Consider the following 24,259-nt stretch of genomic DNA (forward strand, 5'->3'; position numbering starts at 1 on the left):
CCAGTAAGGCAAGCCGGTCCAAACTCGGTGGTATGGCTGAACAGGAGTACCGCGTCGAGCACGACACCATGGGCGAGGTCAGGGTGCCGGCGGACGCGCTGTGGCGTGCGCAGACGCAGCGCGCGGTGGAGAACTTCCCGATCTCCGGGCGCGGCCTGGAACGCACCCAGATCCGCGCGCTCGGCCTGCTCAAGGCCGCCGCGGCGCGGGTGAACGAGCGCTTGGGGGTACTGGAACCCGAAGTCGCCGCGGCCATCGCCTCGGCCGCCGACGCCGTCGCGGCGGGCGAGCACGACGAGCACTTCCCGGTGGACGTGTTCCAGACCGGGTCCGGCACGTCGTCGAACATGAACGCCAACGAGGTCATCGCCACCCTGGCGACCCGCGCGCTGGGCCGTGACGTGCACCCGAACGACCACGTCAACGCCTCCCAGTCGTCCAACGACACGTTCCCGACCACCCTGCGCGTCGCCGCCACCGAAGCCGTGGCGCGCGACGTCATCCCGGCCCTGGAGCACCTCGTCTCGGTGCTGGACGCCCGGGCCGCCGACTGGACGTCGCTGGTGAAGTCCGGTCGCACGCACCTGATGGACGCCGTGCCGGTCACGCTGGGCCAGGAGGCGGGCGCGTGGGCGACCCAGGTCCGGTACGGGATCGAACGCCTCACCTCCTCGCTCCCCCGGCTGGCCGAGCTGCCGATCGGCGGCACGGCCGTGGGCAGCGGCCTGAACGCGCCGGCGGGCTTCGGCGCCGCGGTCTCGGCCGAGCTGGCCTCGGTCACCGGCCTGCCGCTGACCGAGGCGCGCGACCACTTCGAGGCGCAGGCCACGCAGGACGGCGTGGTGGAGATCTCCGGGCAGCTGCGGGCCACCGCCGTGGGGCTCTACAAGGTCGCGAACGACCTGCGGTGGCTCGGCTCCGGTCCCCGCACCGGCCTGGGCGAGCTGGCGCTGCCGGACCTCCAGCCGGGCTCGTCGATCATGCCGGGCAAGGTGAACCCGGTGATCTCCGAGGCCACGATGATGGTGGTGGCGCAGGTGATCGGCAACGACGCGGCGGTGGCGTTCGCCGGGTCGCAGGGCAACTTCCAGCTCAACGTGATGCTGCCCGTGATCGCCCGCAACGTCCTGGAGTCGGCCCGCCTGCTGGCCGCCGTCGCCCGCCTGCTCGCCGACAAGGTGCTGACCGGCGCCGAGCCGCAGATCGACCGGATGCGCGAGTACGCCGAGTCGTCGCCGTCCATCGTCACCCCCCTCAACCGCTACCTGGGCTACGAGGAAGCCGCCTCCATCGCCAAGCAGTCCCTGAAGGAGCGCAAGACCATCCGCGAGGTCGTCCTCGAACGCGGCCACGTCCCCGGCAAGCTCTCCGAAGCCGACCTGGACGCCGCCCTCGACGTCCTCCGCATGGCCAACCCCCACCCGTGAGTCGAACCCCCAGGCCCCGAGTGTCGAACCCCCAGGCCCCGTGAGTCCTACGTTCAGGACCCCTGAATTCAACGCTCGGAACGCGCGACCTGGACTTCCGGCTCGACCAAGGGCGGGCGGTCGACCCCGGCCGCCCGCCCCCGCAGCCCGACCACGCACCCCACCGCCACCGCGACCGCCCCGGCCGCCGCCACCGCCGTCAACGCCTGCGCACCGAGCACCACCGACGCGACCAGCCCGGCCACCGGCATCAGCCCGATCAGCACCCCCGCCCGGTCCGCGCCCAACCGCGCCACCGCGAAGTACCAGAGCCCGAACGCCACGGCCGTCACGACGACCCCCAGCACGACCAGCGCCACGCCCTCGGACGCCGTCGGCACCTGCCACCCGCCGACCGCCGTCCCCACCACCGCACCGGCCGCGGCCGCGAGCAGGCAGCACCACGTCGCCACCGCCACCCCGCCCAACCGCCGCACCACACCCACCGCGAACAGCGTGAACGACGCCTCACCCGCCATCGTCAACACCGCCAGCAGCAACCCCGGCCCGTGCCACGACCCACCGCCGGACAGCACCACCACCCCGCCGACCACGGCCACCGCACCGACCACCGCCGCACCGGACGGCCTCCGCCCCGCCAGCAACGGCGCCACCAGCGCCAGCACCAGCGGGCTGGCCCCGAGCACGGCCGCCACGAACCCCGGCTCGGCGTACCGCTGCGCGTACAGCACGCACGCGTTGAACCCGAGCATCCCGGTCGCCACCAGCCCGACCAACGCGGGCCAGTCCCTCAGCCGCGGCACCGGCAGCCGCCCACCCCGCAGCCAGACCCACCCCAGCAACGCCACCCCACCCAGCGCGTACCGCATCGCCTGGCCCGTGAGCAGCGGATACCCCTGGAGCAAGCCGGTCACCGGCACGGACGCGCCCACGATCACCGACGACATCGCACCCGCCGCGATCGCCGTTCTGCCGTATCCCATGCCCGGAACTCTCCGCGACCAGTGGTCCACGATTAAGCTCCACTTCGATGCCCGCCAACTGGACCACTTTCCGCGAACTCCTCCTCCCCGCCCCGAACGGCAGGCGCGGGGTGGAGTCCGAGCTGCGCCGCGCCGTGCGGGACGGGCGGCTCGCGCCGGGCACCCGCCTGCCGTCCAGCCGCGACCTGGCCGCCCAGCTCGGCGTCGCCCGCGGCACGGTCACGTCCGCGTACGCGCAGCTCATCGGCGAGGGCTACCTGACCGCGCGACGCGGCTCCGGCACCACCGTGGCGGCCGCCTGCACGTGGCCGGGCGCGACCGACACCTCGACCACCGAACCGCCGCCGAAGTTCCGCTACGACCTCAAGCCCGGCGTGCCCGCGCTGAGCGCGTTCCCCCGCGACGAGTGGTTGCAGGCGCAGAAGACGGCGCTGGCGGACCTGGCCACCGACGACCTCGGCTACCCCGACCCGGCCGGTTTCGGCCCGTTGCGCCGGGAGCTGGCGGACTACCTGGGACGGGTGCGCGCCGTGGCCGCGCGACCGTCCGAAGTGGTCGTGACGAACGGTGCGGCGGAAGGGCTTTCACTGCTGGCGCGCGTTCTGCTGGCGACCGGGCACCGCAGCGTCGCCATCGAGGAGCCGAGCCACTTCGGCCCCGCGGAGATCTTCGCCCTGCACGGCTTGGAGGTTCGCACGGTTCCCGTCGACTCGGACGGGTTGCGCGTCGACCTGCTGTCCACTGCGGACTGCCGGGCGGTGCTCGTGACGGCGGCGCACCAGTTCCCTTTGGGTGTCGTGCTGCACCCTTCGCGTAGGCGCGCGCTGTTGGACTGGGCGCGCGCGTGCGACGGCGTGGTGGTGGAAGACGACTACGACGCCGAGCACCGCTACGACCGACCGGCGTTGGGCGCGATGCAGGCACTCGACCCGACCCGCGTGGTGTACCAGGGCAGCACGAGCAAGGTGCTCGCCCCCGCGCTGCGCCTGGGGTGGCTGGTGCTGCCGCCCGCGATGCGCGACATCGTGGTGGACCGCAAGCGGTTGGACGACCTGGGCACGGGGACGCTGCACCAGGCGGCGCTGGCCCGGCTGCTGAGCACCGGCGGGTACGACCGGCACCTGCGCCGCACGCGCCAGCTCTACCGGGCGCGGCGGGACGCGTTGCTCGAGGCGTTGCGGGCCGTGCTGCCGGAGTGGGAGCCGATCGGGGTGGCGGCCGGGCTGCACGTGGTCGTGCGGCTGCCGGCCGGGACGGACGACGTGGCGTTGCAGGACCGGCTGGCCCGCCGCGGGGTGAACGCGCCGGCGCTGGCCCGGTACGCGCGCACACCGACGTTCCCGGGGCTCGTGCTCGGGTACGCGGCGTTGACGCCGGACCGGCTGCGGGAGGCCGTCCGGGAGCTGCGCGCGGCCGCCTGACCGGTTTTTGTCGGTGCTCGGGTGCACCATGGTCAGCGTGTTGTTCACCGAAGTCGTCGAGACGTCCGCCGCGGTGGCGGCGACGCGCTCCCGCCTGGCCAAGGTCGCCGCCCTGGCCGGGCTGGTGCGCCGGATGAGCACGCCCGCGGTGGTGTCGTTCCTGGTCGGCGTGCCCAGCCAGGGCCGCATCGGCGCGGGCTGGCGCACCGTGTTCGACCTGGACGTGCCGCCCGCGCCGGAGCCGTCGCTGACGGTGTCCGATGTGGACGCGGCGCTGGGGTCGTTCGCCGCGATCGGAGGCAAGGGCTCGGCGGCCCGCCGGGTCGAGGCGCTGACGTCGCTGTTCGGCCGGGCCACGGCCGCAGAACAGGACTTCCTGCGCCGGTTGCTCACGGGTGAACTGCGTCAAGGTGCACTCGAAGGGGTGATGTTGGACGCGATCGCGCGGGCGGCCGACGTGCCCGGCGAGGTGGTGCGGCGGGCGTTCATGCTGTCGGGGTCGCTGCCGGGCACGGCGGTGGCCGCGATGAGCGGCGAGGAGGCGTTGGCGGCGTTCCGGCTGGAGGTGGGGCGGCCGGTGCGGCCGATGCTCGCGTCGCCGGCGGAGTCGCTGGACGCGGCGCTGGGCGAGCTGGGGTCGTGCGTGGTGGAGCACAAGCTGGACGGCGCGCGGATCCAGGTCCACCGGTCGGGTGACGAGGTGCGGATCTTCACGCGGACGTTGAGGGAGATCACCGGCACCGTGCCGGAGCTGGTGGAGCTGGTGCGGGCACTGCCGTGCACGTCGGTGGTGCTGGACGGGGAGACCCTGGCGCTGACCGACGAGGGCAAGCCCCGGCCGTTCCAGGAGACGATGAGCCGGTTCGGGGCGCAGGACGTGCGGGAGCTGCTGCTGAGCCCGTTCTTCTTCGACTGCCTGCACCTGGACGGCGTGGACCTGCTGGACGAGCCCTTGCGGGTGCGGCTGGACGCGGTGCGACGGGTGGCCGGGTCGCACGTCATCCCGGGGGTGGTGTCGCCCGGGTCGGCGGAGGAGGCGGCGCGCGTGCTGGCCGAGGCGCTGGCCGCCGGGCACGAGGGCGTGATGGTGAAGTCGCTGGAGTCGGTGTACGCGGCGGGGCGGCGGGGGCGGGCGTGGCAGAAGGTGAAGCCGGTGCACACGCTCGACCTCGTGGTGCTCGGGGTGGAGTGGGGCAGCGGTCGGCGGAGGGGGCTGCTGTCGAACCTGCACCTGGGCGCGCGGGACCCGGACGGCGGGCCGCCGATCATGGTCGGCAAGACCTTCAAGGGGTTGACCGACGAGTTGCTGGCCTGGCAGACACGTGAGCTGATGGCGATCGCGACGGAGAAGACGGACTGGGTGGTGGTGGTCCGGCCGGAGATGGTGATCGAGATCGAGCTGGACGGCGTCCAGGTGAGTCCCCGCTACCCGGGCGGCGTGGCGCTGCGCTTCGCCCGGGTGCTGCGCTACCGGCCGGACAAGGACGCGGGCGACGCGGACACGATCGACGCGGTCCGCGCCCTGTTGCCGCAGCGTGAACCCCCTGCCCCGAACACGATCGGGTGATCATGTCCCCGACATGTACGGAAACACCGTTACCGTCCCTCGGTTGACACGAAGAGGAAGCCCGACCAACCACCCGCCTGCCCGACCACCCCGCCTGCCCGAGGCCACCCACCGCCGCCCCATCGAGACCCCATCCCGCCCCAGCCACCGCCACGCCATCCCCGGAGGCCCCGACACAGCCACCACCCGACCCACGGAGACCCTCGACGCGACCGCGCGCACCCCCGGCGCCCCCCGCGCGGCGTGAAGCCGCAGCAGTGCGGACTTGGAGGAACGTACAACCGCAGACCCCGTACCGATCCCGTCGATGGTGCGCACAACCAGGGCGAAGTCGCTCCGACGCGAGTATCGTCAAGTTCTCGTGCGGTTCATCGAAGGGCATCGGCCCAGCTACGACCTGACCTACGACGACGTCTTCCTCGTGCCCGGCCGATCGGCCGTCGACTCGAGGTTCGGCGTCGACTTGTCGACCTCCGACGGAACGGGGGCGACGATCCCGATCGTGGTCGCGAACATGACCGCGGTGGCGGGACGGCGGATGGCGGAGACCGTGGCGCGGCGCGGCGGGCTGGTGGTGCTGCCGCAGGACGTGGCGCCGGAGGCGGTCGCGGAGATCGTGCAGTGGGTCAAGGCACGGCACACCGTGTGGGACACCCCGCTGACGCTGCACTCGGGCGACTCGGTCGCCGACGCGGTCAACCTCCTGCACAAGCGGGCGCACGGGGCGGTTGTCGTGATCGACGACGACGGACGGCCGACGGGGGTCGTGGACGAGGCCGCGTGTGCCGGGGTCGACCGGTTCACGCGGTTGCACGACGTGGCCGACGACCGCATCGTCACCCTTCCGTTGGACACCCCTCCGCGTGACGTCTTCGACCGGCTGCACGGTGGCACCCAGCGGATCGCGCTCGGGGTCGACGCCGACGGGCGCCTGCGCGGCGTGATGACCAGCCTGGGCGCGCTGCGCGCCGACGTCTACCAACCCGCCCTCGACGGCGCGGGCGCGCTGCGCGTCGCCGCCGCGATCGGCGTGAACGGCGACGTCACCGCCAAGGCCGAGCAGCTGCTCCACGCCGGCGTCGACACCCTCGTCGTCGACACCGCCCACGGCCACCAGGACAAGATGCTCGCCGCCCTGAAGGCCGTCCGCGAGGCGCGCCCGGCGGTCCCGGTCGTCGCGGGCAACGTCGTCACCGCCGAGGGCGTCCGCGACCTGGTCGAAGCCGGCGCGGACATCGTCAAGGTCGGCGTCGGACCGGGCGCGATGTGCACCACCCGCATGATGACCGGCGTCGGCCGGCCGCAGTTCTCCGCGGTCGCCGAGTGCGCCGCCGAAGCGCGGCGGCTCGGCAAGCACGTCTGGGCCGACGGCGGCGTCCGCCACCCGCGCGACGTGGCCCTCGCCCTGGCCGCGGGCGCGTCCAGCGTCATGATCGGCTCCTGGTTCGCCGGCACCTACGAATCCCCCGGCGACCTCCAGCGCGACGAGCAGGGACGCCTCTACAAGGAGTCGTTCGGCATGGCGTCCAAGCGCGCCGTGTCCGCACGCACCCGCACCGACAACGCGTTCGACCGCGCCCGGAAGGGCCTGTTCGAGGAGGGCATCTCCACCTCGCGCATGCGCCTGGACCCGAACAGCCCCGGCGTCGAGGACCTGCTCGACGCCATCACGTCGGGCGTCCGCAGCGCCTGCACCTACGCGGGGGCGCAGACGTTGGAGGAGTTCCACGCCCGGGCCACGGTCGGCGTGCAGAGCGCCGCCGGGTTCGCCGAAGGACGGCCGCTCCCGTCGGGGTGGTGACCTCGGGGTTCGACCGGCCGAACCCGGGGTTCGACCGGCCGAGCCCCGGAACCGGTCCGATGATCGGGTGATGAGCACCGCGATCGCACGCCGTTCCACCGCGTGGCACACCGGCTCACGGGTGTGGCACGGCGTGCTCGCGGCCGTCATCGCCGCGTCGTTGATCACCCAACTGGTGCTGATCTTCACCAGCGGGCCGGACGTGAACGCCGGTCAAGGGGAGGTGCGGGTGCCGCTGGACGTCCGCCTCGTGCGCCGGTGGCGCGTGGCGCGGCTGGACGCCCTGCTCGGCATCACGATCACCGGCGTCGTGTTCGCCGTCCTGCTCGCGCCGCTGGTCCACCACGTCGGCGTGTCCTGGTGGGTCGACCTCGGGTTCCACCGGCTCTCGCCGGTGCTGGCCGTGCTCGGTTGGTTGCTGTTCGGGCCCCGGCCGCGCATCGACTGGTCGACGATCGCCAAGGCGCTCCTCATCTGGCCGGTGTTGTGGATCCTGTACACCTTCGTCCACGGCGCGATCACGGACTGGTACCCGTACCCGTTCCTCGACGTCACGGAGGTCGGCTTCGGCACCGCCCTGCGCAACGCCCTGCTGGTGCCGGCCGTGGCCGCGGTCGCCGCCGCGATCATGAAGCCGATCGACGGGGTCCTGAGGCCCGCGCCGCCTGCCCGACCACCGGACCGCACCGGGACGGGGGAAGGCCGCCCCGATCACGGCGGACCGGGGCGGCCTCGGCGTCACGGCGACCGTCAGGAGGCGTAGTCCTCCAGCATCTCGGTGACCAGCGCGGCGATCGGGGAGCGCTCCGACCGCGTCAACGTGACGTGCGCGAACAGCGGGTGGCCCTTCAGCTTCTCGATGACCGCCGCCACCCCGTCGTGCCGCCCCACGCGCAGGTTGTCACGCTGCGCCACGTCGTGCGTGAGCACGACCCGCGAGTTCGCGCCCAACCGCGACAGCACGGTCAGCAGCACGTTGCGCTCCAACGACTGCGCCTCGTCCACGATCACGAACGAGTCGTGCAGCGACCGGCCGCGGATGTGGGTCAGCGGCATGACCTCGAGCATGCCGCGGTCCATGACCTCCTCGACCACGTCCTGGCTGACCAGCGCGCCGAGCGTGTCGAACACCGCCTGCGCCCACGGCTGCATCTTCTCGCTCTCGGAACCGGGCAGGTACCCCAGCTCCTGCCCGCCCACCGCGTACAGCGGGCGGAACACCACGACCTTGCGGTGCTGGCGGCGTTCCATGACCGCCTCCAACCCCGCGCACAGCGCGAGCGCCGACTTACCCGTGCCGGCCCGTCCGCCCAGCGAGACGATGCCGACCTCGGTGTCCAGCAGCAGGTCCAGCGCGACGCGCTGCTCCGCCGACCGGCCGTGCAGCCCGAACGCCTCCCGGTCGCCGCGCACCAGCCGCAACCGCTTGTCCGCCGTCACCCGCCCCAAGGCGCTGGACGTGCCCGCCAGCAGCCGCAACCCGCTGTGGCACGGCAGCTCGGCCACGTGCGCCAGGTCGAACAGCGCCGGGTCGATCACGGTGTCGCGGTACAGCGCGTCCACGACGGACTGGTCCACGTCCAGGTCGGACATGCCCGAGTACCCGGACAGCGTCACGTCGTGCGCCCGGTACTCCTCGGCGGCCAGGCCGACCGCGCCGGCCTTGACCCGCAGCGGCATGTCCTTGGTGACCAGCGTGACGGCGTTGCCGTCGGCCGCGAGGTTGAGCGCGCAGGCCAGTATCCGGGCGTCGTTGGAGTCCGTGCGGAAACCCGCGGGCAGCACCTCCGGGTCGGAGTGGTTGAGCTCGACGCGCAGCGTGCCGCCGTCCTCGCCGATCGGGACCGGGTGGTCCAGCCGGCCGTGCCGCAGGCGCAGGTCGTCGAGCAGGCGCAGCGCCTCCCGGGCGAACCAGCCCAGTTCGGGGTGGTGCCGCTTGCCCTCCAGCTCGCTGATGACCACGAGCGGCAGCACGACCTCGTGCTCGGCGAACCGCGTGGTGGCCAGGGGGTCGGAGAGCAGCACGGACGTGTCCACCACGTACGTGTTGACCGTCGGCGCGCCACGGCGCCGGGAAGTGCTGCGCGATGAGCCTGAGGAACGGCTCGCGGGTCGTCGTGCGTTCACGGCAACTCCCTCACGAACGCGGCACCCGCGTCCGCTCCTCGCTGGGCCAGGCACCACCCCGATCGACCGGCACGCCGTCTAGCTCAGGCGCACCGACCACGAGGGCCGGGTGCCGGCCCCCTCGCGCATACAGCCACGATCAGGGCCTCCCTGCGCGGTCCGCAGTGGACGCGTCCCGCCAACCGGAAGTTACCTCCGCAGGTCCCTCTTATGCAGGCAGCCACACAGGTGATTCGTCAATTCGTCACCTCGCCGCAAAACTGGCGAAAGGTGTCCACACCGGGTGCCCGCGGGCGACACCGGGCCGTCACATCGGCGCAACACCACCTCGTCCACGCAGCTCAGGGCCGGTGCGGCCGGTCGCGGCCCGGTCGGTCACCCAGGGTCGCGGGACAGCCAGGGCACGCCCGCCGCGACCTCCTCCGCCACCACGGCCGGCACCAGCGGTTCGTCAAGAAGTCTCAGGTAGCGGTTACCGAGCGTGTCGGTCGGGGCACGCAAGTCGAGCCATGCTCGGATCAGGCGCACGCCCTCCACGTACGTCGTCGTGTACGCCCGCCACAGAGGGTCACCGAGGAAGCGCAGCATGTGACGGGCACGGCGTTCGGGGACCAGCAGCCACCGGCACAGGAAGGCCACGACGTCATCCGGATGGGCACGCCGGTCGTGGAGCATCAGGGCGGCGTCCTGACGCACGGTGAGCAGCCCGGACAGCGCGCCCTCGACCCGTTCGGACAGCTCGCCGTCCATCCGCAGGCCCAGGTCGGCCATGACCTCCTCGGCCCAGCGGCCCCAGCCCGGGCCGACCGCGGCGTGCAGGCCGAGCTCGGCCATGCCCTCGGCCATCAGGCACTGCGGCGTGTTGATCAGGAACAACGCCTGCTCGGCGTGCCCGCGCTTGCCGACCAGGCCCACCTCCTTGCGGCAGTGCTCGGTGTGGTGACCGGGGTAGGACTCGTGCGCGACGAGGTGCGGCAGGTTCGACATCCGGTGCCCCAGGTCGGCGTTGATCGCCACGCGGGACCGGAAGCCGCCCAGGTAGTAGTTGAAGCCGCTCCACGGCTTGTCGGTGACGATCTCGTACTCCACCAGCTCGTCCACCGGCAGCTCGAACCGTTGCCGCACGCGGTCACGCAGCGCGCTGGACAGGGCGTGCACGGCGGCCTTGAGGCGGCGCGGCGGCACCTCGTCCAGCGCGCGGTGGTCGGCCAGCCGTTCGGCCAGCGTGCCGGGGCCGGGCAGCAGCTCGTCCAGGCTCGCGTGCGCACGGCGGTAGGTGTCGGGGTGGCCGGGGCGGATGTCGACCTGGAAGTACGCGCGCACCTCGTCGACGAAGCCGACGCGCACGCCCGCGAGCTTGCGCGCGATCGCCTCGATCGCGGTCAGGTGGGCGTCCAGGAAGCGCTTGCGGTCCGGTGCCAGGTCGGCGCCGGGCAGCTCGCGGCGCAGCAGCCTGGCCTGCTCGGTCAGCGCGACGGGGTGCGGCCTCGGCTCGACGTCCACGGCCCGGCGCAGCGCCCGGTCGCCGGTGAACGAGTCCACCAGACCGGGTGACAGCCGATCGAGCCTCAGCCCGAGCAGCAGGTACTCACGCACGATCCGGTCGCCGTCCACGGACTGAAGACCATACGAGAAGACCGCCCGGTTTACCACAGCGGAACCGGTCCCACGATTTCTGCGCGCCAAAGGCACCGTAACGAGGGATAACCACCTTCGGACGATCACACAATAGTGGTATAGAGATCCACATGGGGCCGGTGGTTCGGTAGTTTGCCCGCTAGACCAACCCGCATCCGGGCTTCCGAGCAGCGCTGGATCGACTGGGGAAACCCACGAACAGGAGTGTGAAGTGCTGAAGAAGGCGAGCACCGTCGTCGCGGCCGTAGCCGGCCTGATGATGGTCGGCGGCCCGGCATTCGCCGTCGCCGGTGAGCCCCACGAACACGGGAACGGACAGATCCAGGAGCACTCCGGGACCACCGCGACCGCGATCGGTTCCTGGCAGGTCGTCGAGGACGGCGACGACGGCGACGTGAACGACCAGTTCGGCCTCCTCAACTTCGCCGACGACTCCGACGTGGCCGGCAACATCAACATCTGCGAGATCGAGGTCAACGCCGTTCTCGGCATCCCGGTCCTGTCCAACAACGACGAGAGCCTCTGCCTCAACGCCGACAACGACGGCTGAGCGGCACCGCTCCACGTCAAGCCCCCGGTAGGACGCGTTCAGCGGCGGGTCCGAGCCGGAACCAGTGCGTACACCACGGTGAAAGCCACTGTCGCAATACCGTCGATTGGACGGCTGCGAGCAGGTGGCGCGATGTCGGAACAAGCCCGAAAACTAAAACCGGAAAACATCGCGTTCACACGATGGTGTCGATCGGATGCAATCCACAGCGCAAGCCGGTAAATTACAGCAGCGAGGGCAAACCGCCTGAGCCGCCAGACTCCCCGAATGCTCGGAATGAATCGAGCGAGGTTCTGGGCGTCACATCAATTCCCCACTAGAGGAGTGTGTTTCCACATGTTGAAGAAGGCAGGCGCCGTCGCCATCGCCGCGGCTGGTCTCATGTTGCTGGGCTCTCCCGCGTTCGCGACCCCGCACGGCGGCGACGACCACGGCAACGAGTACACCGCGGTGGGCGAGCTGCAGTACTTCGAGGACGCGGACGGTGGCGACACGAACGACCAGTTCGGTCTGATCAACTTCGCGGACGACTCCGACCTGCTGAGCAACCTCAACGTTTGCGAGGTCGAGGTCAACGTCCTGGCCATCCCGATCCTCTCGAACAACGACGAGAGCCTGTGCATCAACACGGACAACGACGACAACGACTCCCACGGCTACGACGGCAACTGACCGTTCGTCCGAGTAGGCGTTGATGTTCGCCAAGGGCGGTGCACCCCGGTCGGGGTGCACCGCCCTTGGGCGTTGCGGCGGGCGTTGCGGGGGCTAGGAGCCGAAGCGGCGGTGCCGGACGGCGTAGTCGCGCAGCGCGCGCAGGAAGTCGGTGCGGCGGAACTCGGGCCAGTAGGCCTCGGTGAACCAGAACTCGGAGTGCGCGGACTGCCAGAGCATGAACCCGGACAGCCGCTGCTCGCCCGAGGTGCGGATGAGCAGGTCCGGGTCGGGCTGGCCGGACGTGTAGAGGTGCTCGGCGATGTGGTCGACGTCGAGGACCTCGGCCAGCTCCTCGATCGTGCCGCCGGACTCGGCGTGCTTCTGCAGCAGCTTGCGGACCGCGTCGGCGATCTCCTGCCGGCCGCCGTAGCCGACCGCGACGTTGACCTCCAGGCCCGTGCGGCCCTTGGTGCGCAACGCGGCGGCGGACAGGCGGGCGGCGGTCTCGGTGGGCAGCATGTCCAGCGCGCCGACGTGCCGGATGCGCCAGGGGTTACCGGGCTCGGCGAGCTCGTCGACGATGTCGGCGATGATGTCGAGCAGCGGTCCCAGCTCTTCGGCGGGGCGGTTGAGGTTGTCCGTGGACAGCATCCACAGCGTGACGACCTCGACCTCGGCCTCGCGGCACCAGCTCAGCAGTTCCAGGATCTTGCGCGCGCCGACGCGGTGGCCGTGCGCGACGTCGGTGAAGCCCGCCTCCTTGGCCCACCGGCGGTTGCCGTCGAGCACGACGCCGACGTGGCGTGGTCGTTGCTTGCCGTCCAGCCAGCGGTTCAGCCGGTATTCGTAGACCGGCAGGAGGAGCTTGTCCTTGATGCGCTCGCGAAGACCCACGCTGGAAGAGCGTACGCCGGGTGGGCGCGGTCACGCCGCCGTGTGCTGACCGGGTCACCTACGCTCCCGTAACCTCGGTGCGTGACCCCGTCGACTCATACCCCGCAGGCCGCGCTGCGGCCTCGTCTGCGGGGCTGGCTGCACCTCTGGTCGTTCGTGGTGTCCGTGGCGACGGGCGCGACGCTGATCGCCCTGGCCGCGGCCACCGTGTCGGCGAAGGCCGCGCTGGCGACGTCCGTGTACGGGGTGACGGTGCTCGGCCTGTTCGGCGTGAGCGCGCTGTACCACCGGGTGAACTGGGTGAGCGTGCGGGCGCGGACGTGGATGAAGCGCCTCGACCACTCGATGATCTTCGTCTTCATCGCCGGCACCTACACCCCGTTCGCCCTGCTGGCGATGCCGCCGGCCACGGGCAACGTGGTGCTGATCGTGGTCTGGGCGGGCGCGCTGGGCGGCGTGACGCTGAAACTGGCCTGGCCGCACGCGCCGCGCTGGCTCGGCGTGCCGATCTACATCGCGCTGGGCTGGGTGGCCGTCTTCGTCCTGCCGGACCTGCTGCACCACGTCGGCGTGGCCGCTTTGGTCCTGCTGCTGGTCGGCGGCCTGCTCTACACGGCGGGCGCCATCTTCTACGCGTCCCGCTGGCCCAACCCCTGGCCGGAGGTCTTCGGCTACCACGAGTTCTTCCACGCGGCCACGGTGCTGGCGGCGTTGTGCCACTACATCGCCATCTGGTTCGCCATCTACTCCTGACCAGCGGCTTTGTGGTCGGCCGGTAGTCGTTTCCCGTGATCAGGCCGTCTCCGGGCCGTCAGGCGGAGCGCCGTGCGCCGGTTCACGTTGCACTGGGGCGAGGTCGTGATTTCCACGGACGAGCCCGTTCCCGACCTGTTGGTGCCCCACGCGGCGCTCACGGCGCAGCTCGGCCCCTGACCTGCCGCTCCCCTCCGGCGACAGCCGGGAACGCCTCACCCCTGAGGACATGGCCGGTGTCGTCCTCGCCGAGTCTCCCGTGCACACCTGCTTCGCCTGCCGACAGCGGTTCCGGGTGGTCCACCCGGAGACCGGCCTGGTCTTGTCCGGCGCACGGAGGTCTGACCGGTGGCACCCGTGCCCACGACGGGGTCAGCCTTCGGACCAGTACGCGGTGAAGGCGGACTCGCTCAGGTGGCGGTGGGGGTTGGTGGTCATGATCTCGTGCAGGGAGCGCAGGAGGGCGTCGCGGCCGATGGTGGATTCCACGGCGCGGATGCGGGCCAGGTAGGGGGCGTAGGGGTGGTCGGGGAACGGGGTGGACGGGTCCGGGTCCCAGGGGTGGCCCAGCACGTGCTCGACGAAGAGGCGGCTCAGGTAGACGGCCAGGCCTTCGATCAGGGGCTGGGTGGTGCTGACCAGGTTGCCCGACCACGTGTGCGCGACTTCGTGGCTGACCACCGTCATCGCCCGAACGGGATCGGTCAGGCGGTCCAGGACGGTGTGGTCGAAGAGGATCAGGCCGGGGGTGGACAGCGCCAGTGACGACAGGTCGTGGACGAAGACGGCGTCGCACTTCGGGTACGGGAACGGGCCCAGCAGGGTTTCGAAGAATGCGATCGAGGCCTTCACCAGGTCGGCGATGGCGGTCCCGTCGACGTGGGCGCGCGACCGCGGCACGTGGACCGAGTCGTGCACTTCCACGAACGGACCCGCCACGGCCGTCACCGTCGCACGGGGGATCGGGGCGGTCGGCGCGAACGTCCGCACCTCGCCCGCGTCCACGACCGCGGGACCGTTGGACAGGCACCGCCACGCCGGCGGCACGGTGACGGTCAGCGCGAACGGTGCGCGTTGCCAGGAGTCGCCGAAGCCGCACATGGTGCGCCGGGGGGTGTCCGGGAAGTTCGTCGCGTACAGGTAGACCTGGCCGTCCACCGGGTCGACCACCCGCCGGAACCCCCGGTCGCGGAACGGGAACAGCGCCTCGACCCGCAGCACGTTCGGGCCGTCCAGCGGCTCGTCCCACCGCACCGGTCCGCCGTTCAGGGACGCTTCGAGCACCTCGTCGGCTTCCAGGTCGACGCCCGTGCGCCCGCCCTCGAAGTGGATCGTGGTGCGACCGCGGACCCGCGGCGCGGCCGGGTCCAGGCGCCAGGCCAGGTCGTAGGACAGCATGACGATCACCCCCGCTCCCCAAGCTAGCGGGAAACGGGGGTGGCGTCACGCGAGATCGGGCCCCTGGGCGCGCAGGTCGTCCACCCTGGTCATGGCCTCGCGCAACTCGGTCAGCCACGCGTCCGCGTGCTCGCCGACCAGCCGCACGGCCCACGCCAGCGCCTCCGACCGGGACCGCGCCACACCGGCCGCGACCAGCGTGTCCAGCACCATCCGCTCGGGCTGCCGCAACCGCGTCATCACGGGCACCGACAGCGTGGTGAACAGCTCCTCCGTGCCGCCGAGCCGCGCGCCCCAGGCGACCTTGCGCCGGTAGCGGTGCTCGGCCTGGCGGGCGATCTCGATCCGCTCGTCCCTGGTCTGCTCGCGGAACCGGCTGATCCGGCCCGACTCGGCCGCCGCGCGCTCGGCGTCGTCGGCGAACTCGCCCTCCAACGCGGGCAGCGTGCCCACGACCAGGATCTCCTCCCGGTCGACGGTCACCACCGGAGCCCCGGTGAACCAGCCGTCGGGCAGCCTGCCGCTGAACCAGCCCGCCGCGTCGTCCGCCGGCGGCTGCTCGCCCTGCTGCCGGCCGCCCCATCCTCGTCGCATCCCGCACCGCCTCTGATTACATGATTACGACGATGCTGACGCTACGCCCGCAAGCCACCCGGGGGGCACGAGTTCGCTACCGGTGGACGGCCAGGGCGGCCGTCAGCTCCGCCACCGACGTGACGGGCCGGTCGCACACGTACCCGCGGCACACGTAAGCCGCCGCACCGCCGTCCACCAGCGGCCGGTCGGCCAGCAGCGGCGCCGAGTCCGGAGCGCCCGCCACCACCACCCCGCCGCCGTGCACGCCGTGCCACGCGGCCCCGACGAGTTCCGGCGCGTCACCGACCACGGCGACCTGCACGGGTCCGAGCGCCAACGCCTCGGCCACGCTCAACCAGTTCCCGGCGAACCGGGGCTCCCGGGACGCCAGCAGCCCGGCCCGCCCCAACGCCGCCTCGGCCGCCTCGCGGTAGGCCGACGGCCCGCCCAGCACGGACGCCGTCACCAGCGCCGAGGCCAGCGACGACGCGCCGGACGGGGTCGCGTTGTCCGACGGGTCCGACGGCCGCTGAACCAACGCCTCGGCGTCGTCCGCCGTGTCGTAGTAGACCCCCGGCTCCTCCCCCGCGAACCGGGCCAGCGCGGTGTCCAGCAGCCCGCACGCGGCGGTGAACCACGTGACGTCGCCGGTCGCCTGGTGCAGCGCCAGCAGCCCCTCGGCGAAGCAGCCGTAGTCCTCCAGCACGCCCGCCGCCGTGCCCGCCACCCCGTGGCGCGACGTGCGCAGGAGCCGACCGTCGACCAGGTGCACGTCCAGGACCAGCGACGCAGCCCGCACGGCCGCCTCCACCCACCGCGGCTCGCCGAACACCGCGCCCGCCTCGGCCAGCGCCGCGATCGCCAGGCCGTTCCACGCGGTGACGACCTTGTCGTCCCGTCCGGGCTGCGGCCGCCGGTCGCGGGCTTCGAGCAGCCTGGCAGCGATCTCCGGGTCGGGCGTGCCGAGCATCCGCAACGTCGATGTGCCGTGCTCGAACGTGCCCTCGTCCGTCACGCCGTACAGCTCCGCGGCGCGCACCCCGTTCGCCAGCCCGAGCACCTGCACGAGCTGCGCGGGCGTCCACACGTACGTCGCGCCCTCGACGCCCTCGGTGTCCGCGTCCAGCGACGCGGCGAACCCGCCCTCCGCCGTGCCGAGGTCGCGGACCAGGAACTCCGCCGTCTCCCGGGCCACCTGCGCAGCGCGCGGGTCGTCGTCACGACGGCTCAGGTGCGTGTACGCGCGCAGCAGCAAAGCGTTGTCGTACAACATCTTCTCGAAGTGCGGCACGACCCACGCCGCGTCCACGCTGTACCGCGCGAACCCGCCGGCGAGCTGGTCGTACAGCCCGCCGTCCGCCATCGCCGCGCACGTCGCCCGCGCCATCGACAGCGCCTGCACCGACCCGGTCCGCTCGTGGTGGCGCAGCAGGAACTCCAGCACCATCGACGGCGGGAACTTCGGCGCGCCACCGAAACCGGCGTTGGTCCGGTCGAAGTGGCCGAGCAGCGACACCACCGCGCCGGACAGCACCTCCTCGTCCACAGTGGAGCGCGGCAGCGGCTGGAACGCGAGCTGCGCCACGATCCCGGCCGCCGACTCGCGCACCTCGTCGCCCTGCTCGCGCCACGCGTGCGCGATGGCCTCCAGCACCTGGCGGAACGACGGCATGCCGGGGTGCGGCGTCGGCGGGTAGTAGGTGCCCGCGTAGAACGGCTCGCCGTCGGGGGTGAGGAAGCACGTCATGGGCCAGCCGCCCTGCCCGCTGAGCGCCTGCGTGACCGCCATGTAGACCGCGTCCACGTCCGGCCGTTCCTCGCGGTCGACCTTGACGCTGACGAAGTGCTCGTTCATGTACGCGGCGGTGGCCTCGTCCTCGAACGACTCGTGCGCCATCACGTGGCACCAGTGGCACGCCGCGTACCCGACCGACAGCAGCACCGGCACGCCGCGTTCCCGCGCCTCCCGGAACGCCTCCGGCGACCACGGCCACCAGTGCACCGGGTTCTCGGCGTGCTGGAGCAGGTACGGGCTGGTCGAGGACGCGAGCCGGTTCGTCATGGTTCCACAGTAGGACCCGAACCCCGGCCGGACGCGTCGGTCGGACCGGGGTGCGGTACCGCCGCGGCTAGTCGTCCTTCTTCGCGTCGCCGTTGCCGTTGCCGGCCTTCGCCCCCGGCTTGGCCTCGGGCTCGTCGAACGACGCGGGCAGCTTCTTCAAGTGCTTGCTCATCGACTTGACCAGGAAGAACACGGCGATGAAGAACAACACGAGGATCAGCAGGCCCAGCGGGGAGGACTTGCCGAAGTCCTCCTGCTGACCACCCGGGTCCTTCTCGGTGGACGGCTGCCGGGCCAGCACGACCGCCGTGGTCTGCGACCACGGGATCGGGTCGAACGAGGTCACGCGGTCACCCTCTCCCGGACGCCCGCGAACAGGTCGTCCTCGGGCACGGTGCTGTCGACCAGCGACCGCGCCAACTCGTACTCCTCCGTCGGCCACACCGCGCGCTGCATCTCACGCGGCACGGCGAACCAGCGGCTCTCGGGGTCGATCTGGGTGGCGTGGGCCTTGAGGGCCTCGTCGCGCACCGGGAAGTAGTCGGCGCACTCGACGCGGGTGGTGACCCGCTCGATGACGTCCGGCTTGTCGGCGTCCCACCCGGCCAGCCACTCGGCGTACGGGGACTCCAGGCCCTCGGCGAGCATCGCCTCGTGGAACGCCAGCAGCTTCGCGCGGGAGAAGCCGTGCGAGTAGTACAGCTTCAGCGGCTGCCACGGCTCGCCCAGCTCGGGGTAGCGGTCGGGGTCGCCCGCCGCGTCGAACGCGGCCACGGACACCTCGTGGCAGCGGATGTGGTCGGGGTGCGGGTAGCCGCCGTTCTCGTCGTAGGTGACGATCACGTGCGGGCGGAACTCGCGGATCACCTGGACCAGCGGCGGCGTCGACTCCTCCAGCGGGGTCAGCGCGAAGCAGCCCTCGGGCAGCGGCGGCAGCGGGTCGCCCTCGGGCAGCCCGGAGTCCACGAAACCCAGCCAGCGGTGCTGCACGCCCAGGATCCCGGCGGCGCGCGCCATCTCCTGGCGGCGGATCTCGGCGATGTTCTCCAGCACGTCCGGGCGGTCCATGGCGGGGTTGAGGATGCTGCCCGCCTCACCGCCCGTGCAGGTCACGACCATGACCTCGTGGCCCTCGGCCACGTAGCGGGCCATCGTGGCGGCGCCCTTGCTCGACTCGTCGTCGGGGTGCGCGTGCACCGCCATCAGGCGCAGCTTCTCAACCATGACGGTGGTGCTCCTCCTCGCCCCTGCCGAACCCGTCCGGCCCGGTCCCTGCGACACTCAACGCGGTGGTCGAGGGACATTGTTCCCCACGGGCAGGAAGGCTTCGGACAGTGGCACTGCCGGAGGGTCGGTACGGCAAGCCCCGCAAGTCCCTGCCCAGGTGGGCGCGGTGGTCACTCCCCGTGATCGCGGTGCTGGTGGGCGGGGTCGTCGCGTGGGTCGGCTACCGCAACCTGGGCACGATGCCCGTGGAGGCCAAGCAGACCGCGTTCGAGGTGCTCGACGACAGCTCCGTGCGGATCACGTTCGAGGTGGTCAGGCAGACACCGGAGCAGCCCGTGGTGTGCATCGTGCGCGCGCGGTCCGAGGACGGCGACGAGGCGGGCCGGCGTGAGGTGCTGGTCGATCCCGGGGCCGACACCATCCGGGCGACCACCGTGCTGCGGACGTCCAAACCACCGGTCACCGGAGAGGTTTTCGGCTGCTCTTACCAGGTTCCGGCGTACCTGTCCACGAGGTAGCGGCCAAGCGGGTGATCTGCGGGTTTAGTGGCGGATCCGGGAACAAAACGCCGTCGCCGAACGTTCTGTGCGTGTTACTCTGGCCATTCAGCACGGCCCCGACGCGGGCCGTGTTTTTCCGTTCCGGGCTGGTGCGCCCGGGAACTGCCAGCCCACGCCGTGGGCCGGAGCAAGACAAGGAGTTGGTGACCGTGAGCGACACTGAGGTGACCTGGCTGACCCAGGAGGCCTACGACCGGCTCAAGGCTGAGCTGGACGAGATGATCGAGAATCGCCCGGTCATTGCTGCGGAGATCAACGCGCGTCGCGAGGAGGGTGACCTCCGGGAGAACGGCGGGTACCACGCGGCTCGCGAGGAGCAGGGCAAGCAGGAGGCCCGCATCCGCCAGCTGCAGGAGCTGCTGCGGGTCGCCAAGGTCGGCGAGGCGCCCACGGTGACGGGCGTCGCGGCGCCCGGCATGGTGCTCACCGTGCGTTACGACGGGGATGACGAGACGGAGGAGTTCCTGCTCGCCACCCGCGAAGAGGGCGCGCACGGCGCGCTCGAGGTCTACTCCCCCTCGTCGCCGCTGGGCAAGGCGTTGCTCGGCGCGAAGGAGGGCGAGGCGCGGGAGTACGAACTGCCCAACGGCAGCACGATGAAAGTCACGCTGATCAAGGCCGTGCCGTACGCCGGCTGACCCCCAGACACCGGGAGGGCGGCCACCACGCGGGGTGGCCGCCCTTCTGCTGTCCGGTCACGTGATGCGCTCCAGCAGGGGCCGCACGCGGGGCGGGACGGGGGTGGACAGCGCGATCGACGTGGACAGCCGCTGCACGCCCGGCACGTCCACGATCGAGTCGATCACCCGCTGCAGGTCGGCGTTGGACCGGGCCACGACCCGCGCGAACAGGTCACCGGGCCCGGTCGTCGCGTGCACCTCGCACACCTCTTCGATCGCGGCCAGGCCTTGCGACACCTCGTGCCGGCGGCCCTGGGCGATCTCCAGCACGGCGAACGCGGTCAGCCCGTAGCCCATCGCGGCCAGGTCCAGCGCGGGCGGGAAGCCGGTCAGCACGCCGCGCGTCACCAGCCGGTCCAGTCGGGCCTGCACCGTGCCGCGGGCCACGCCCAGGCGCCGCGAGCACTCCAGCACGCCCAGCCTGGGCTCGTCGGTGAGCAGCAGCAACAGCCGTGCGTCCAGAGCGTCCACGACCTGGTCAGAGTGTTCAGCTTGCGGATCCGAAGGCATGAACCACTGTACAGAATGCCCAGCGGATCAGGAGAGTGTTGCGCAGCCTGACCAGCATTCCACATGCTGTGAGGTATGACGCAGCAGCTTGACGACGTGAGCTACGACCAGCTCCGCCAACTCGTGGGCCTGGTCGATTACGACGGGACGCGCGACCCGTTCCCCGTCCGCTCGATGGACGCCGTGGTGTTCGTGGTCGGCAACGCGACGCAGACCGCGTGGTTCTACCAGGTCGCGTTCGGGATGCAGCTCGTCGCGTACTCCGGGCCGGAGACCGGGCAGCGGGACCACAAGTCCTTCGTGCTCAAGTCCGGCTCGGCGCGGTTCGTGATCAACGGTGGCGTGCGGCCGGACAGCCCGCTGCTCGACCACCACCGCAAGCACGGCGACGGTGTGGTGGACCTCGCGCTGGAGGTCGCCGACGTCGACAGGTGCATCGAGCACGCGCGTGCCCAGGGCGCGACCGTGCTCGAGGAGCCGCACGACATCTCCGACGAGCACGGCACCGTGCGGCTCGCGGCCATCGCGACGTATGGCGAGACCCGCCACACCCTGGTCGACCGGTCGCGCTACCGCGGGCCGTACCTGCCGGGGTACGAGGCGCGGGAGTCGACCGTCGTGCGGCCCGCGGGCGCGCCGAAGCGGTTGTTCCAGGCGGTCGACCACTGCGTGGGCAACGTCGAGCTCGGCCGGATGGACCACTGGGTCGAGTTCTACAACCGGGTGATGGGCTTCGTGAACATGGCGGAGTTCGTCGGCGACGACATCGCCACCGACTACTCGGCGCTGATGAGCAAGGTCGTCTCCAACGGCAACCACCGGGTGAAGTTCCCGCTCAACGAGCCGGCCGTGGCCAAGCGGAAGTCGCAGATCGACGAGTACCTGGAGTTCTACGAGGGCGCCGGCGTGCAGCACATCGCGCTGGCGACCAACGACATCGTGGCCACCCTGACCGCGATGCGCGCCGCGGGCGTGGAGTTCCTCGAGACGCCCGACTCGTACTACGACGACCCGGAGCTGCGGGCGCGCATCGGCGAGGTGCGCGTGCCGATCGAGGTGCTCAAGGAGCACCGGATCCTGGTCGACCGGGACGAGGACGGCTACCTGCTCCAGATCTTCACCAAGCCGATCGGCGACCGGCCGACCGTGTTCTACGAGCTGATCGAGCGGCACGGGTCGCTGGGCTTCGGCAAGGGCAACTTCAAGGCGTTGTTCGAGGCGATCGAGCGCGAGCAGGAGCGTCGGGGCAACCTCTGACCCTGCTCGAACCAGCGTGGGGAACGGCGACGGGCCGGTCCGGGCACCCCCCGGGCCGGCCCGTTCGGTCTTCCGGGGTTGCCTTTTCTGTCGGAAGGCTGACGATGGACGTACCGGGCGCGCCGGGACCGGTACTCTCGGTGCGGGGCATTCCTCACACAGCATTCACCTGGAGGGTGGCGATGGCGCTCGCGGCACGGGTCACCGCGGTGCTCCCGCTCGTCGGAGCGGTGGTCACGGCCGTGGCGCTGACCGGCGCGGCCTTCTTCACCGTGGCCCACGCGGGGTGCGCGGACAGCGGCCGGTTCGTGGAGCGCGACGGCGTGGTGGAGTTCGTCGGCGGGTGCGTCGACCCGCACGAGCTGCCCGCCGTGCCGCGTGTGGAGAACGCCCGGTACGACGTCAAGCCCTGACGCCGGCGTCTCCTTGGGTGATAGTGGAGCCATGTGTCGCAACATCAGGGTGCTCCACAACTTCGAACCGCCCGCCACCGAGGACGAGGTCCGTGCGGCGGCGGTGCAGTACGTGCGCAAGGTGAGCGGGGCGGCGCGCCCGTCGGCGGCGAACCAGGAGGCGTTCGACGCGGCCGTGGAAGCGGTCGCCGAGGCGACCCGCGTGCTGCTGGAATCGCTGGTCACCAACGCCCCACCCCGTGACCGCGAGGTCGAGGCCGCCAAGGCCCGCGAACGCTCCGCCGCCCGCTTCGGCCCCCGCTGACCCCGAGTGTCGAACGCTCAGGTCCCGAGTGTCGAACGCTCGCGTCCCGAGTGTCGAACGCTCAGGACCGGTGAATTCGTCATTCGCGTACCGCGAGCCGACCCGTCCAACGACACGAACCCCGCGCTGGTTGTCACCGGGCGCGGGGTTCGTTCGTCCTGAACGTAGAACTCAGGGGTCCTGAGCGTTCGACACTCGGGACCTCAGCGTTCGACACTCGGGACCTGAGCGTTCGACACTCGGGGTTCAGGAGAGGGCGGTCAGGAGGTCGGAGACCAGGTCGTCGGCCGATTCGATGCCCACGGAGAGGCGGATCAGGTCGGCGGGGACCTCCAGGAGGGAGCCCGCGGTGCTGGCGTGGGTCATCCGCCCCGGGTGCTCGATCAGGGACTCGACGCCGCCCAGCGACTCGGCCAGGGTGAAGAGCTTGGTGCGGGAGCAGACGCGCAGCGCGGCTTCCTCGCCGCCCTCCACGGTGAACGAGATCATGCCGCCGAACCGGCGCATCTGCTTCGCCGCGACCTCGTGACCGGGGTGCTCGGGCAGGCCCGGGTAGTACACGCGGGTCACCTTCGGGTGCCGGACCAGCGCCTCGACGACCTTCTCGGCGTTATCCGAGTGCTTCTCCATGCGCACTTCGAGCGTCTTGATCCCGCGCAACGTCAGCCACGCGTCGAACGGCCCCGGCACCGCGCCCGCGCCGTTCTGCAGGAACCCGAACTGCGCGTCCAGGTCGTCGTCCGACGTCACGAGCGCACCACCGACGACGTCGGAGTGCCCGCCCACGTACTTGGTCGTCGAGTGCAGCACCACGTCCGCACCCAGCTCCAACGGGCTCTGCAGGTACGGCGAGGCGAACGTGTTGTCCACCACGAGCCGCGCGCCCGCCGAGTGCGCGACCTGCGCGAGCAGCGCGATGTCGGCGATGTTCAGCAACGGGTTGGTCGGCGTCTCGACCCACACCACCTTGGTGTTCGGCCGGATCGCCGCGCGCACCGCGTCGACGTCGGACAGCGCGGCCGGCGTGTGCTCGACACCCCAGTGCGACAACACCTTGTCGATCAGCCGGAACGTGCCGCCGTACGCGTCGTTCGGGATGACGACGTGGTCACCCGGCCGGCACAGCGCGCGCAGGGCCGTGTCGGTCGCGCCCATGCCCGAGGCGAACGCGCGGGCGTGCCGTCCACCTTCGAGCGCCGCCAGGCACTCCTCCAGCGCGGCACGGGTGGGGTTGCCGGTGCGCGAGTACTCGAACCCGCCCCGCAGCCCGCCCACGCCGTCCTGCGCGTAGGTGGAGGTGGCGTGGATCGGCACGATGACCGAGCCCGTGGTCGGGTCGGGGTCCTGCCCGGCGTGGATAGCCCTGGTCGCGAAACCGTAGTGGCCGGTGTCCGTCATGCTCCTAGGGTACGGCGACCGAAAAAGCAACCGCCCGTCGACCGGAAGGCCGACGGGCG

General features: G+C 71.6%; 24 protein-coding genes. 13 read left to right on the forward strand and 11 right to left on the reverse strand.

Going from position 1 to position 24,259, the window contains the following annotated elements; genetic code table 11:
* Positions 1–32: 32 nt before the first annotated feature.
* Entirely contained in the window at positions 33–1,427 is a 1,395-nt protein-coding gene (locus FHX81_RS17310; RefSeq protein ID WP_141979154.1) for a class II fumarate hydratase, read from the forward strand.
* Between the two features lie 68 nt (positions 1,428–1,495).
* On the opposite strand, the gene FHX81_RS17315 is transcribed toward FHX81_RS17310, so the two are convergent.
* The gene (locus FHX81_RS17315) at positions 1,496–2,410 is read right to left on the reverse strand and encodes a DMT family transporter (RefSeq protein WP_141979155.1); all 915 of its coding nucleotides are present in this window, start codon (positions 2,408–2,410) and stop codon (positions 1,496–1,498) included.
* 47 nt (positions 2,411–2,457) lie between these two features.
* Here FHX81_RS17315 and pdxR point away from each other — a divergent pair, with 47 nt between their 5' ends.
* From pdxR to FHX81_RS17335, 4 genes are all read left to right on the forward strand, one after another.
* A complete protein-coding gene (gene pdxR, locus FHX81_RS17320) occupies positions 2,458–3,831 on the forward strand; it encodes a MocR-like pyridoxine biosynthesis transcription factor PdxR (protein ID WP_141979156.1) in 1,374 nt (457 codons plus the stop codon).
* 37 nt (positions 3,832–3,868) lie between these two features.
* Positions 3,869–5,398: an ATP-dependent DNA ligase gene (locus tag FHX81_RS17325; protein ID WP_141979157.1), complete on the forward strand. Its 1,530-nt coding sequence runs from the start codon at positions 3,869–3,871 to the stop codon at positions 5,396–5,398.
* Between the two features lie 361 nt (positions 5,399–5,759).
* Positions 5,760–7,199: a GuaB1 family IMP dehydrogenase-related protein gene (locus FHX81_RS17330; protein WP_141979158.1), complete on the forward strand. Its 1,440-nt coding sequence runs from the start codon at positions 5,760–5,762 to the stop codon at positions 7,197–7,199.
* 70 nt (positions 7,200–7,269) lie between these two features.
* Positions 7,270–7,962: a Pr6Pr family membrane protein gene (locus tag FHX81_RS17335; protein ID WP_170232082.1), complete on the forward strand. Its 693-nt coding sequence runs from the start codon at positions 7,270–7,272 to the stop codon at positions 7,960–7,962.
* Here FHX81_RS17335 and phoH2 read toward each other — a convergent pair.
* Positions 7,950–9,239, reverse strand: a complete 1,290-nt coding sequence (phoH2, locus tag FHX81_RS17340; protein WP_141979159.1) for an RNA 5'-3' helicase PhoH2 — start codon at positions 9,237–9,239, stop codon at positions 7,950–7,952. The two genes, FHX81_RS17335 and phoH2, sit on opposite strands and share 13 nt — an antisense overlap.
* Positions 9,240–9,701: 462 nt before the next feature.
* Positions 9,702–10,940 (reverse strand): DUF885 domain-containing protein, encoded by a 1,239-nt coding sequence (locus FHX81_RS17345; protein ID WP_141979160.1) that lies wholly within the window; start codon positions 10,938–10,940, stop codon positions 9,702–9,704.
* A 235-nt stretch (positions 10,941–11,175) separates the two neighbouring features.
* Between FHX81_RS17345 and FHX81_RS17350 the strand changes: the two genes are divergently transcribed.
* Together FHX81_RS17350 and FHX81_RS17355 are read left to right on the forward strand one after the other, a co-directional pair.
* Positions 11,176–11,514: a hypothetical protein gene (locus tag FHX81_RS17350; RefSeq protein ID WP_141979161.1), complete on the forward strand. Its 339-nt coding sequence runs from the start codon at positions 11,176–11,178 to the stop codon at positions 11,512–11,514.
* Positions 11,515–11,850: 336 nt separating this feature from the next.
* A complete protein-coding gene (locus tag FHX81_RS17355) occupies positions 11,851–12,186 on the forward strand; it encodes a hypothetical protein (protein ID WP_141979162.1) in 336 nt (111 codons plus the stop codon).
* A gap of 93 nt (positions 12,187–12,279) precedes the next feature.
* Here FHX81_RS17355 and FHX81_RS17360 read toward each other — a convergent pair whose 3' ends face one another.
* The gene (locus FHX81_RS17360; RefSeq protein WP_425473887.1) at positions 12,280–13,026 is read right to left on the reverse strand and encodes an isoprenyl transferase; all 747 of its coding nucleotides are present in this window, start codon (positions 13,024–13,026) and stop codon (positions 12,280–12,282) included.
* Between the two features lie 117 nt (positions 13,027–13,143).
* Here FHX81_RS17360 and trhA point away from each other — a divergent pair, with 117 nt between their 5' ends.
* The gene (trhA, locus tag FHX81_RS17365; RefSeq protein WP_141979164.1) at positions 13,144–13,815 is read left to right on the forward strand and encodes a PAQR family membrane homeostasis protein TrhA; all 672 of its coding nucleotides are present in this window, start codon (positions 13,144–13,146) and stop codon (positions 13,813–13,815) included.
* A gap of 372 nt (positions 13,816–14,187) precedes the next feature.
* On the opposite strand, the gene FHX81_RS17370 is transcribed toward trhA, so the two are convergent.
* The 5 genes from FHX81_RS17370 to mca form a co-directional block, all read right to left on the reverse strand.
* Positions 14,188–15,213: a M1 family aminopeptidase gene (locus FHX81_RS17370; RefSeq protein ID WP_246108264.1), complete on the reverse strand. Its 1,026-nt coding sequence runs from the start codon at positions 15,211–15,213 to the stop codon at positions 14,188–14,190.
* A 45-nt stretch (positions 15,214–15,258) separates the two neighbouring features.
* Positions 15,259–15,807 carry a hypothetical protein gene (locus FHX81_RS17375; protein ID WP_141979166.1) on the reverse strand — a complete coding sequence of 183 codons (549 nt, stop codon included), beginning with the start codon at positions 15,805–15,807 and terminating at the stop codon, positions 15,259–15,261.
* Between the two features lie 76 nt (positions 15,808–15,883).
* Positions 15,884–17,851 (reverse strand): thioredoxin domain-containing protein, encoded by a 1,968-nt coding sequence (locus tag FHX81_RS17380; RefSeq protein WP_141979167.1) that lies wholly within the window; start codon positions 17,849–17,851, stop codon positions 15,884–15,886.
* Positions 17,852–17,918: 67 nt separating this feature from the next.
* A complete protein-coding gene (locus tag FHX81_RS17385; RefSeq protein ID WP_425473828.1) occupies positions 17,919–18,197 on the reverse strand; it encodes a hypothetical protein in 279 nt (92 codons plus the stop codon).
* Positions 18,194–19,075 (reverse strand): mycothiol conjugate amidase Mca, encoded by an 882-nt coding sequence (mca, locus tag FHX81_RS17390; protein WP_141979168.1) that lies wholly within the window; start codon positions 19,073–19,075, stop codon positions 18,194–18,196. Before mca ends, FHX81_RS17385 begins: the two co-directional genes overlap by 4 nt.
* A 110-nt stretch (positions 19,076–19,185) precedes the next feature.
* Here mca and FHX81_RS17395 point away from each other — a divergent pair, with 110 nt between their 5' ends.
* Together FHX81_RS17395 and greA are read left to right on the forward strand one after the other, a co-directional pair.
* On the forward strand, positions 19,186–19,596 hold the full coding sequence (locus FHX81_RS17395) for a DUF4307 domain-containing protein (RefSeq protein WP_141979169.1): 411 nt from the start codon (positions 19,186–19,188) through the stop codon (positions 19,594–19,596).
* Between the two features lie 185 nt (positions 19,597–19,781).
* Positions 19,782–20,276, forward strand: a complete 495-nt coding sequence (greA, locus tag FHX81_RS17400) for a transcription elongation factor GreA (RefSeq protein ID WP_141979170.1) — start codon at positions 19,782–19,784, stop codon at positions 20,274–20,276.
* A gap of 57 nt (positions 20,277–20,333) precedes the next feature.
* Here the strand turns inward: greA and FHX81_RS17405 are convergent, their stop codons facing one another.
* Complete coding sequence (locus FHX81_RS17405; protein WP_141979171.1) at positions 20,334–20,828, reverse strand: Lrp/AsnC family transcriptional regulator; 495 nt, start codon at positions 20,826–20,828, stop codon at positions 20,334–20,336.
* 75 nt (positions 20,829–20,903) lie between these two features.
* Between FHX81_RS17405 and hppD the strand changes: the two genes are divergently transcribed.
* The 3 genes from hppD (at position 20,904) to FHX81_RS17420 (ending at position 22,802) form a co-directional block, all read left to right on the forward strand.
* The gene (gene hppD / locus FHX81_RS17410) at positions 20,904–22,085 is read left to right on the forward strand and encodes a 4-hydroxyphenylpyruvate dioxygenase (RefSeq protein WP_141979172.1); all 1,182 of its coding nucleotides are present in this window, start codon (positions 20,904–20,906) and stop codon (positions 22,083–22,085) included.
* 182 nt (positions 22,086–22,267) lie between these two features.
* Complete coding sequence (locus FHX81_RS17415) at positions 22,268–22,498, forward strand: hypothetical protein (RefSeq protein WP_141979173.1); 231 nt, start codon at positions 22,268–22,270, stop codon at positions 22,496–22,498.
* Between the two features lie 31 nt (positions 22,499–22,529).
* Complete coding sequence (locus tag FHX81_RS17420) at positions 22,530–22,802, forward strand: DUF2277 domain-containing protein (protein ID WP_141979174.1); 273 nt, start codon at positions 22,530–22,532, stop codon at positions 22,800–22,802.
* Between the two features lie 246 nt (positions 22,803–23,048).
* On the opposite strand, the gene FHX81_RS17425 is transcribed toward FHX81_RS17420, so the two are convergent.
* The gene (locus FHX81_RS17425; RefSeq protein WP_141979175.1) at positions 23,049–24,200 is read right to left on the reverse strand and encodes a cystathionine gamma-synthase; all 1,152 of its coding nucleotides are present in this window, start codon (positions 24,198–24,200) and stop codon (positions 23,049–23,051) included.
* Positions 24,201–24,259: the final 59 nt, after the last annotated feature.

It is taken from the genome of Saccharothrix saharensis (assembly GCF_006716745.1).
Lineage (GTDB): Bacteria > Actinomycetota > Actinomycetes > Mycobacteriales > Pseudonocardiaceae > Actinosynnema > Actinosynnema saharense.

What these genes read in the sequence shown, in the direction of transcription:
- FHX81_RS17310 (WP_141979154.1), top strand. Translation starts at nt 33, where the DNA reads ATGGCTGAACAGGAGTACCGCGTCGAGCACGACACCATGGGCGAGGTC.
- FHX81_RS17315 (WP_141979155.1), bottom strand. Translation starts at nt 2,410, where the DNA reads ATGGGATACGGCAGAACGGCGATCGCGGCGGGTGCGATGTCGTCGGTG.
- pdxR (WP_141979156.1), top strand. Translation starts at nt 2,458, where the DNA reads ATGCCCGCCAACTGGACCACTTTCCGCGAACTCCTCCTCCCCGCCCCG.
- FHX81_RS17335 (WP_170232082.1), top strand. Translation starts at nt 7,270, where the DNA reads ATGAGCACCGCGATCGCACGCCGTTCCACCGCGTGGCACACCGGCTCA.
- FHX81_RS17355 (WP_141979162.1), top strand. Translation starts at nt 11,851, where the DNA reads ATGTTGAAGAAGGCAGGCGCCGTCGCCATCGCCGCGGCTGGTCTCATG.
- FHX81_RS17370 (WP_246108264.1), bottom strand. Translation starts at nt 15,213, where the DNA reads ATGCTGTCCTACGACCTGGCCTGGCGCCTGGACCCGGCCGCGCCGCGG.
- FHX81_RS17375 (WP_141979166.1), bottom strand. Translation starts at nt 15,807, where the DNA reads ATGCGACGAGGATGGGGCGGCCGGCAGCAGGGCGAGCAGCCGCCGGCG.
- FHX81_RS17380 (WP_141979167.1), bottom strand. Translation starts at nt 17,851, where the DNA reads ATGACGAACCGGCTCGCGTCCTCGACCAGCCCGTACCTGCTCCAGCAC.
- mca (WP_141979168.1), bottom strand. Translation starts at nt 19,075, where the DNA reads ATGGTTGAGAAGCTGCGCCTGATGGCGGTGCACGCGCACCCCGACGAC.
- FHX81_RS17405 (WP_141979171.1), bottom strand. Translation starts at nt 20,828, where the DNA reads ATGCCTTCGGATCCGCAAGCTGAACACTCTGACCAGGTCGTGGACGCT.
- hppD (WP_141979172.1), top strand. Translation starts at nt 20,904, where the DNA reads ATGACGCAGCAGCTTGACGACGTGAGCTACGACCAGCTCCGCCAACTC.
- FHX81_RS17415 (WP_141979173.1), top strand. Translation starts at nt 22,268, where the DNA reads ATGGCGCTCGCGGCACGGGTCACCGCGGTGCTCCCGCTCGTCGGAGCG.
- FHX81_RS17420 (WP_141979174.1), top strand. Translation starts at nt 22,530, where the DNA reads ATGTGTCGCAACATCAGGGTGCTCCACAACTTCGAACCGCCCGCCACC.
- FHX81_RS17425 (WP_141979175.1), bottom strand. Translation starts at nt 24,200, where the DNA reads ATGACGGACACCGGCCACTACGGTTTCGCGACCAGGGCTATCCACGCC.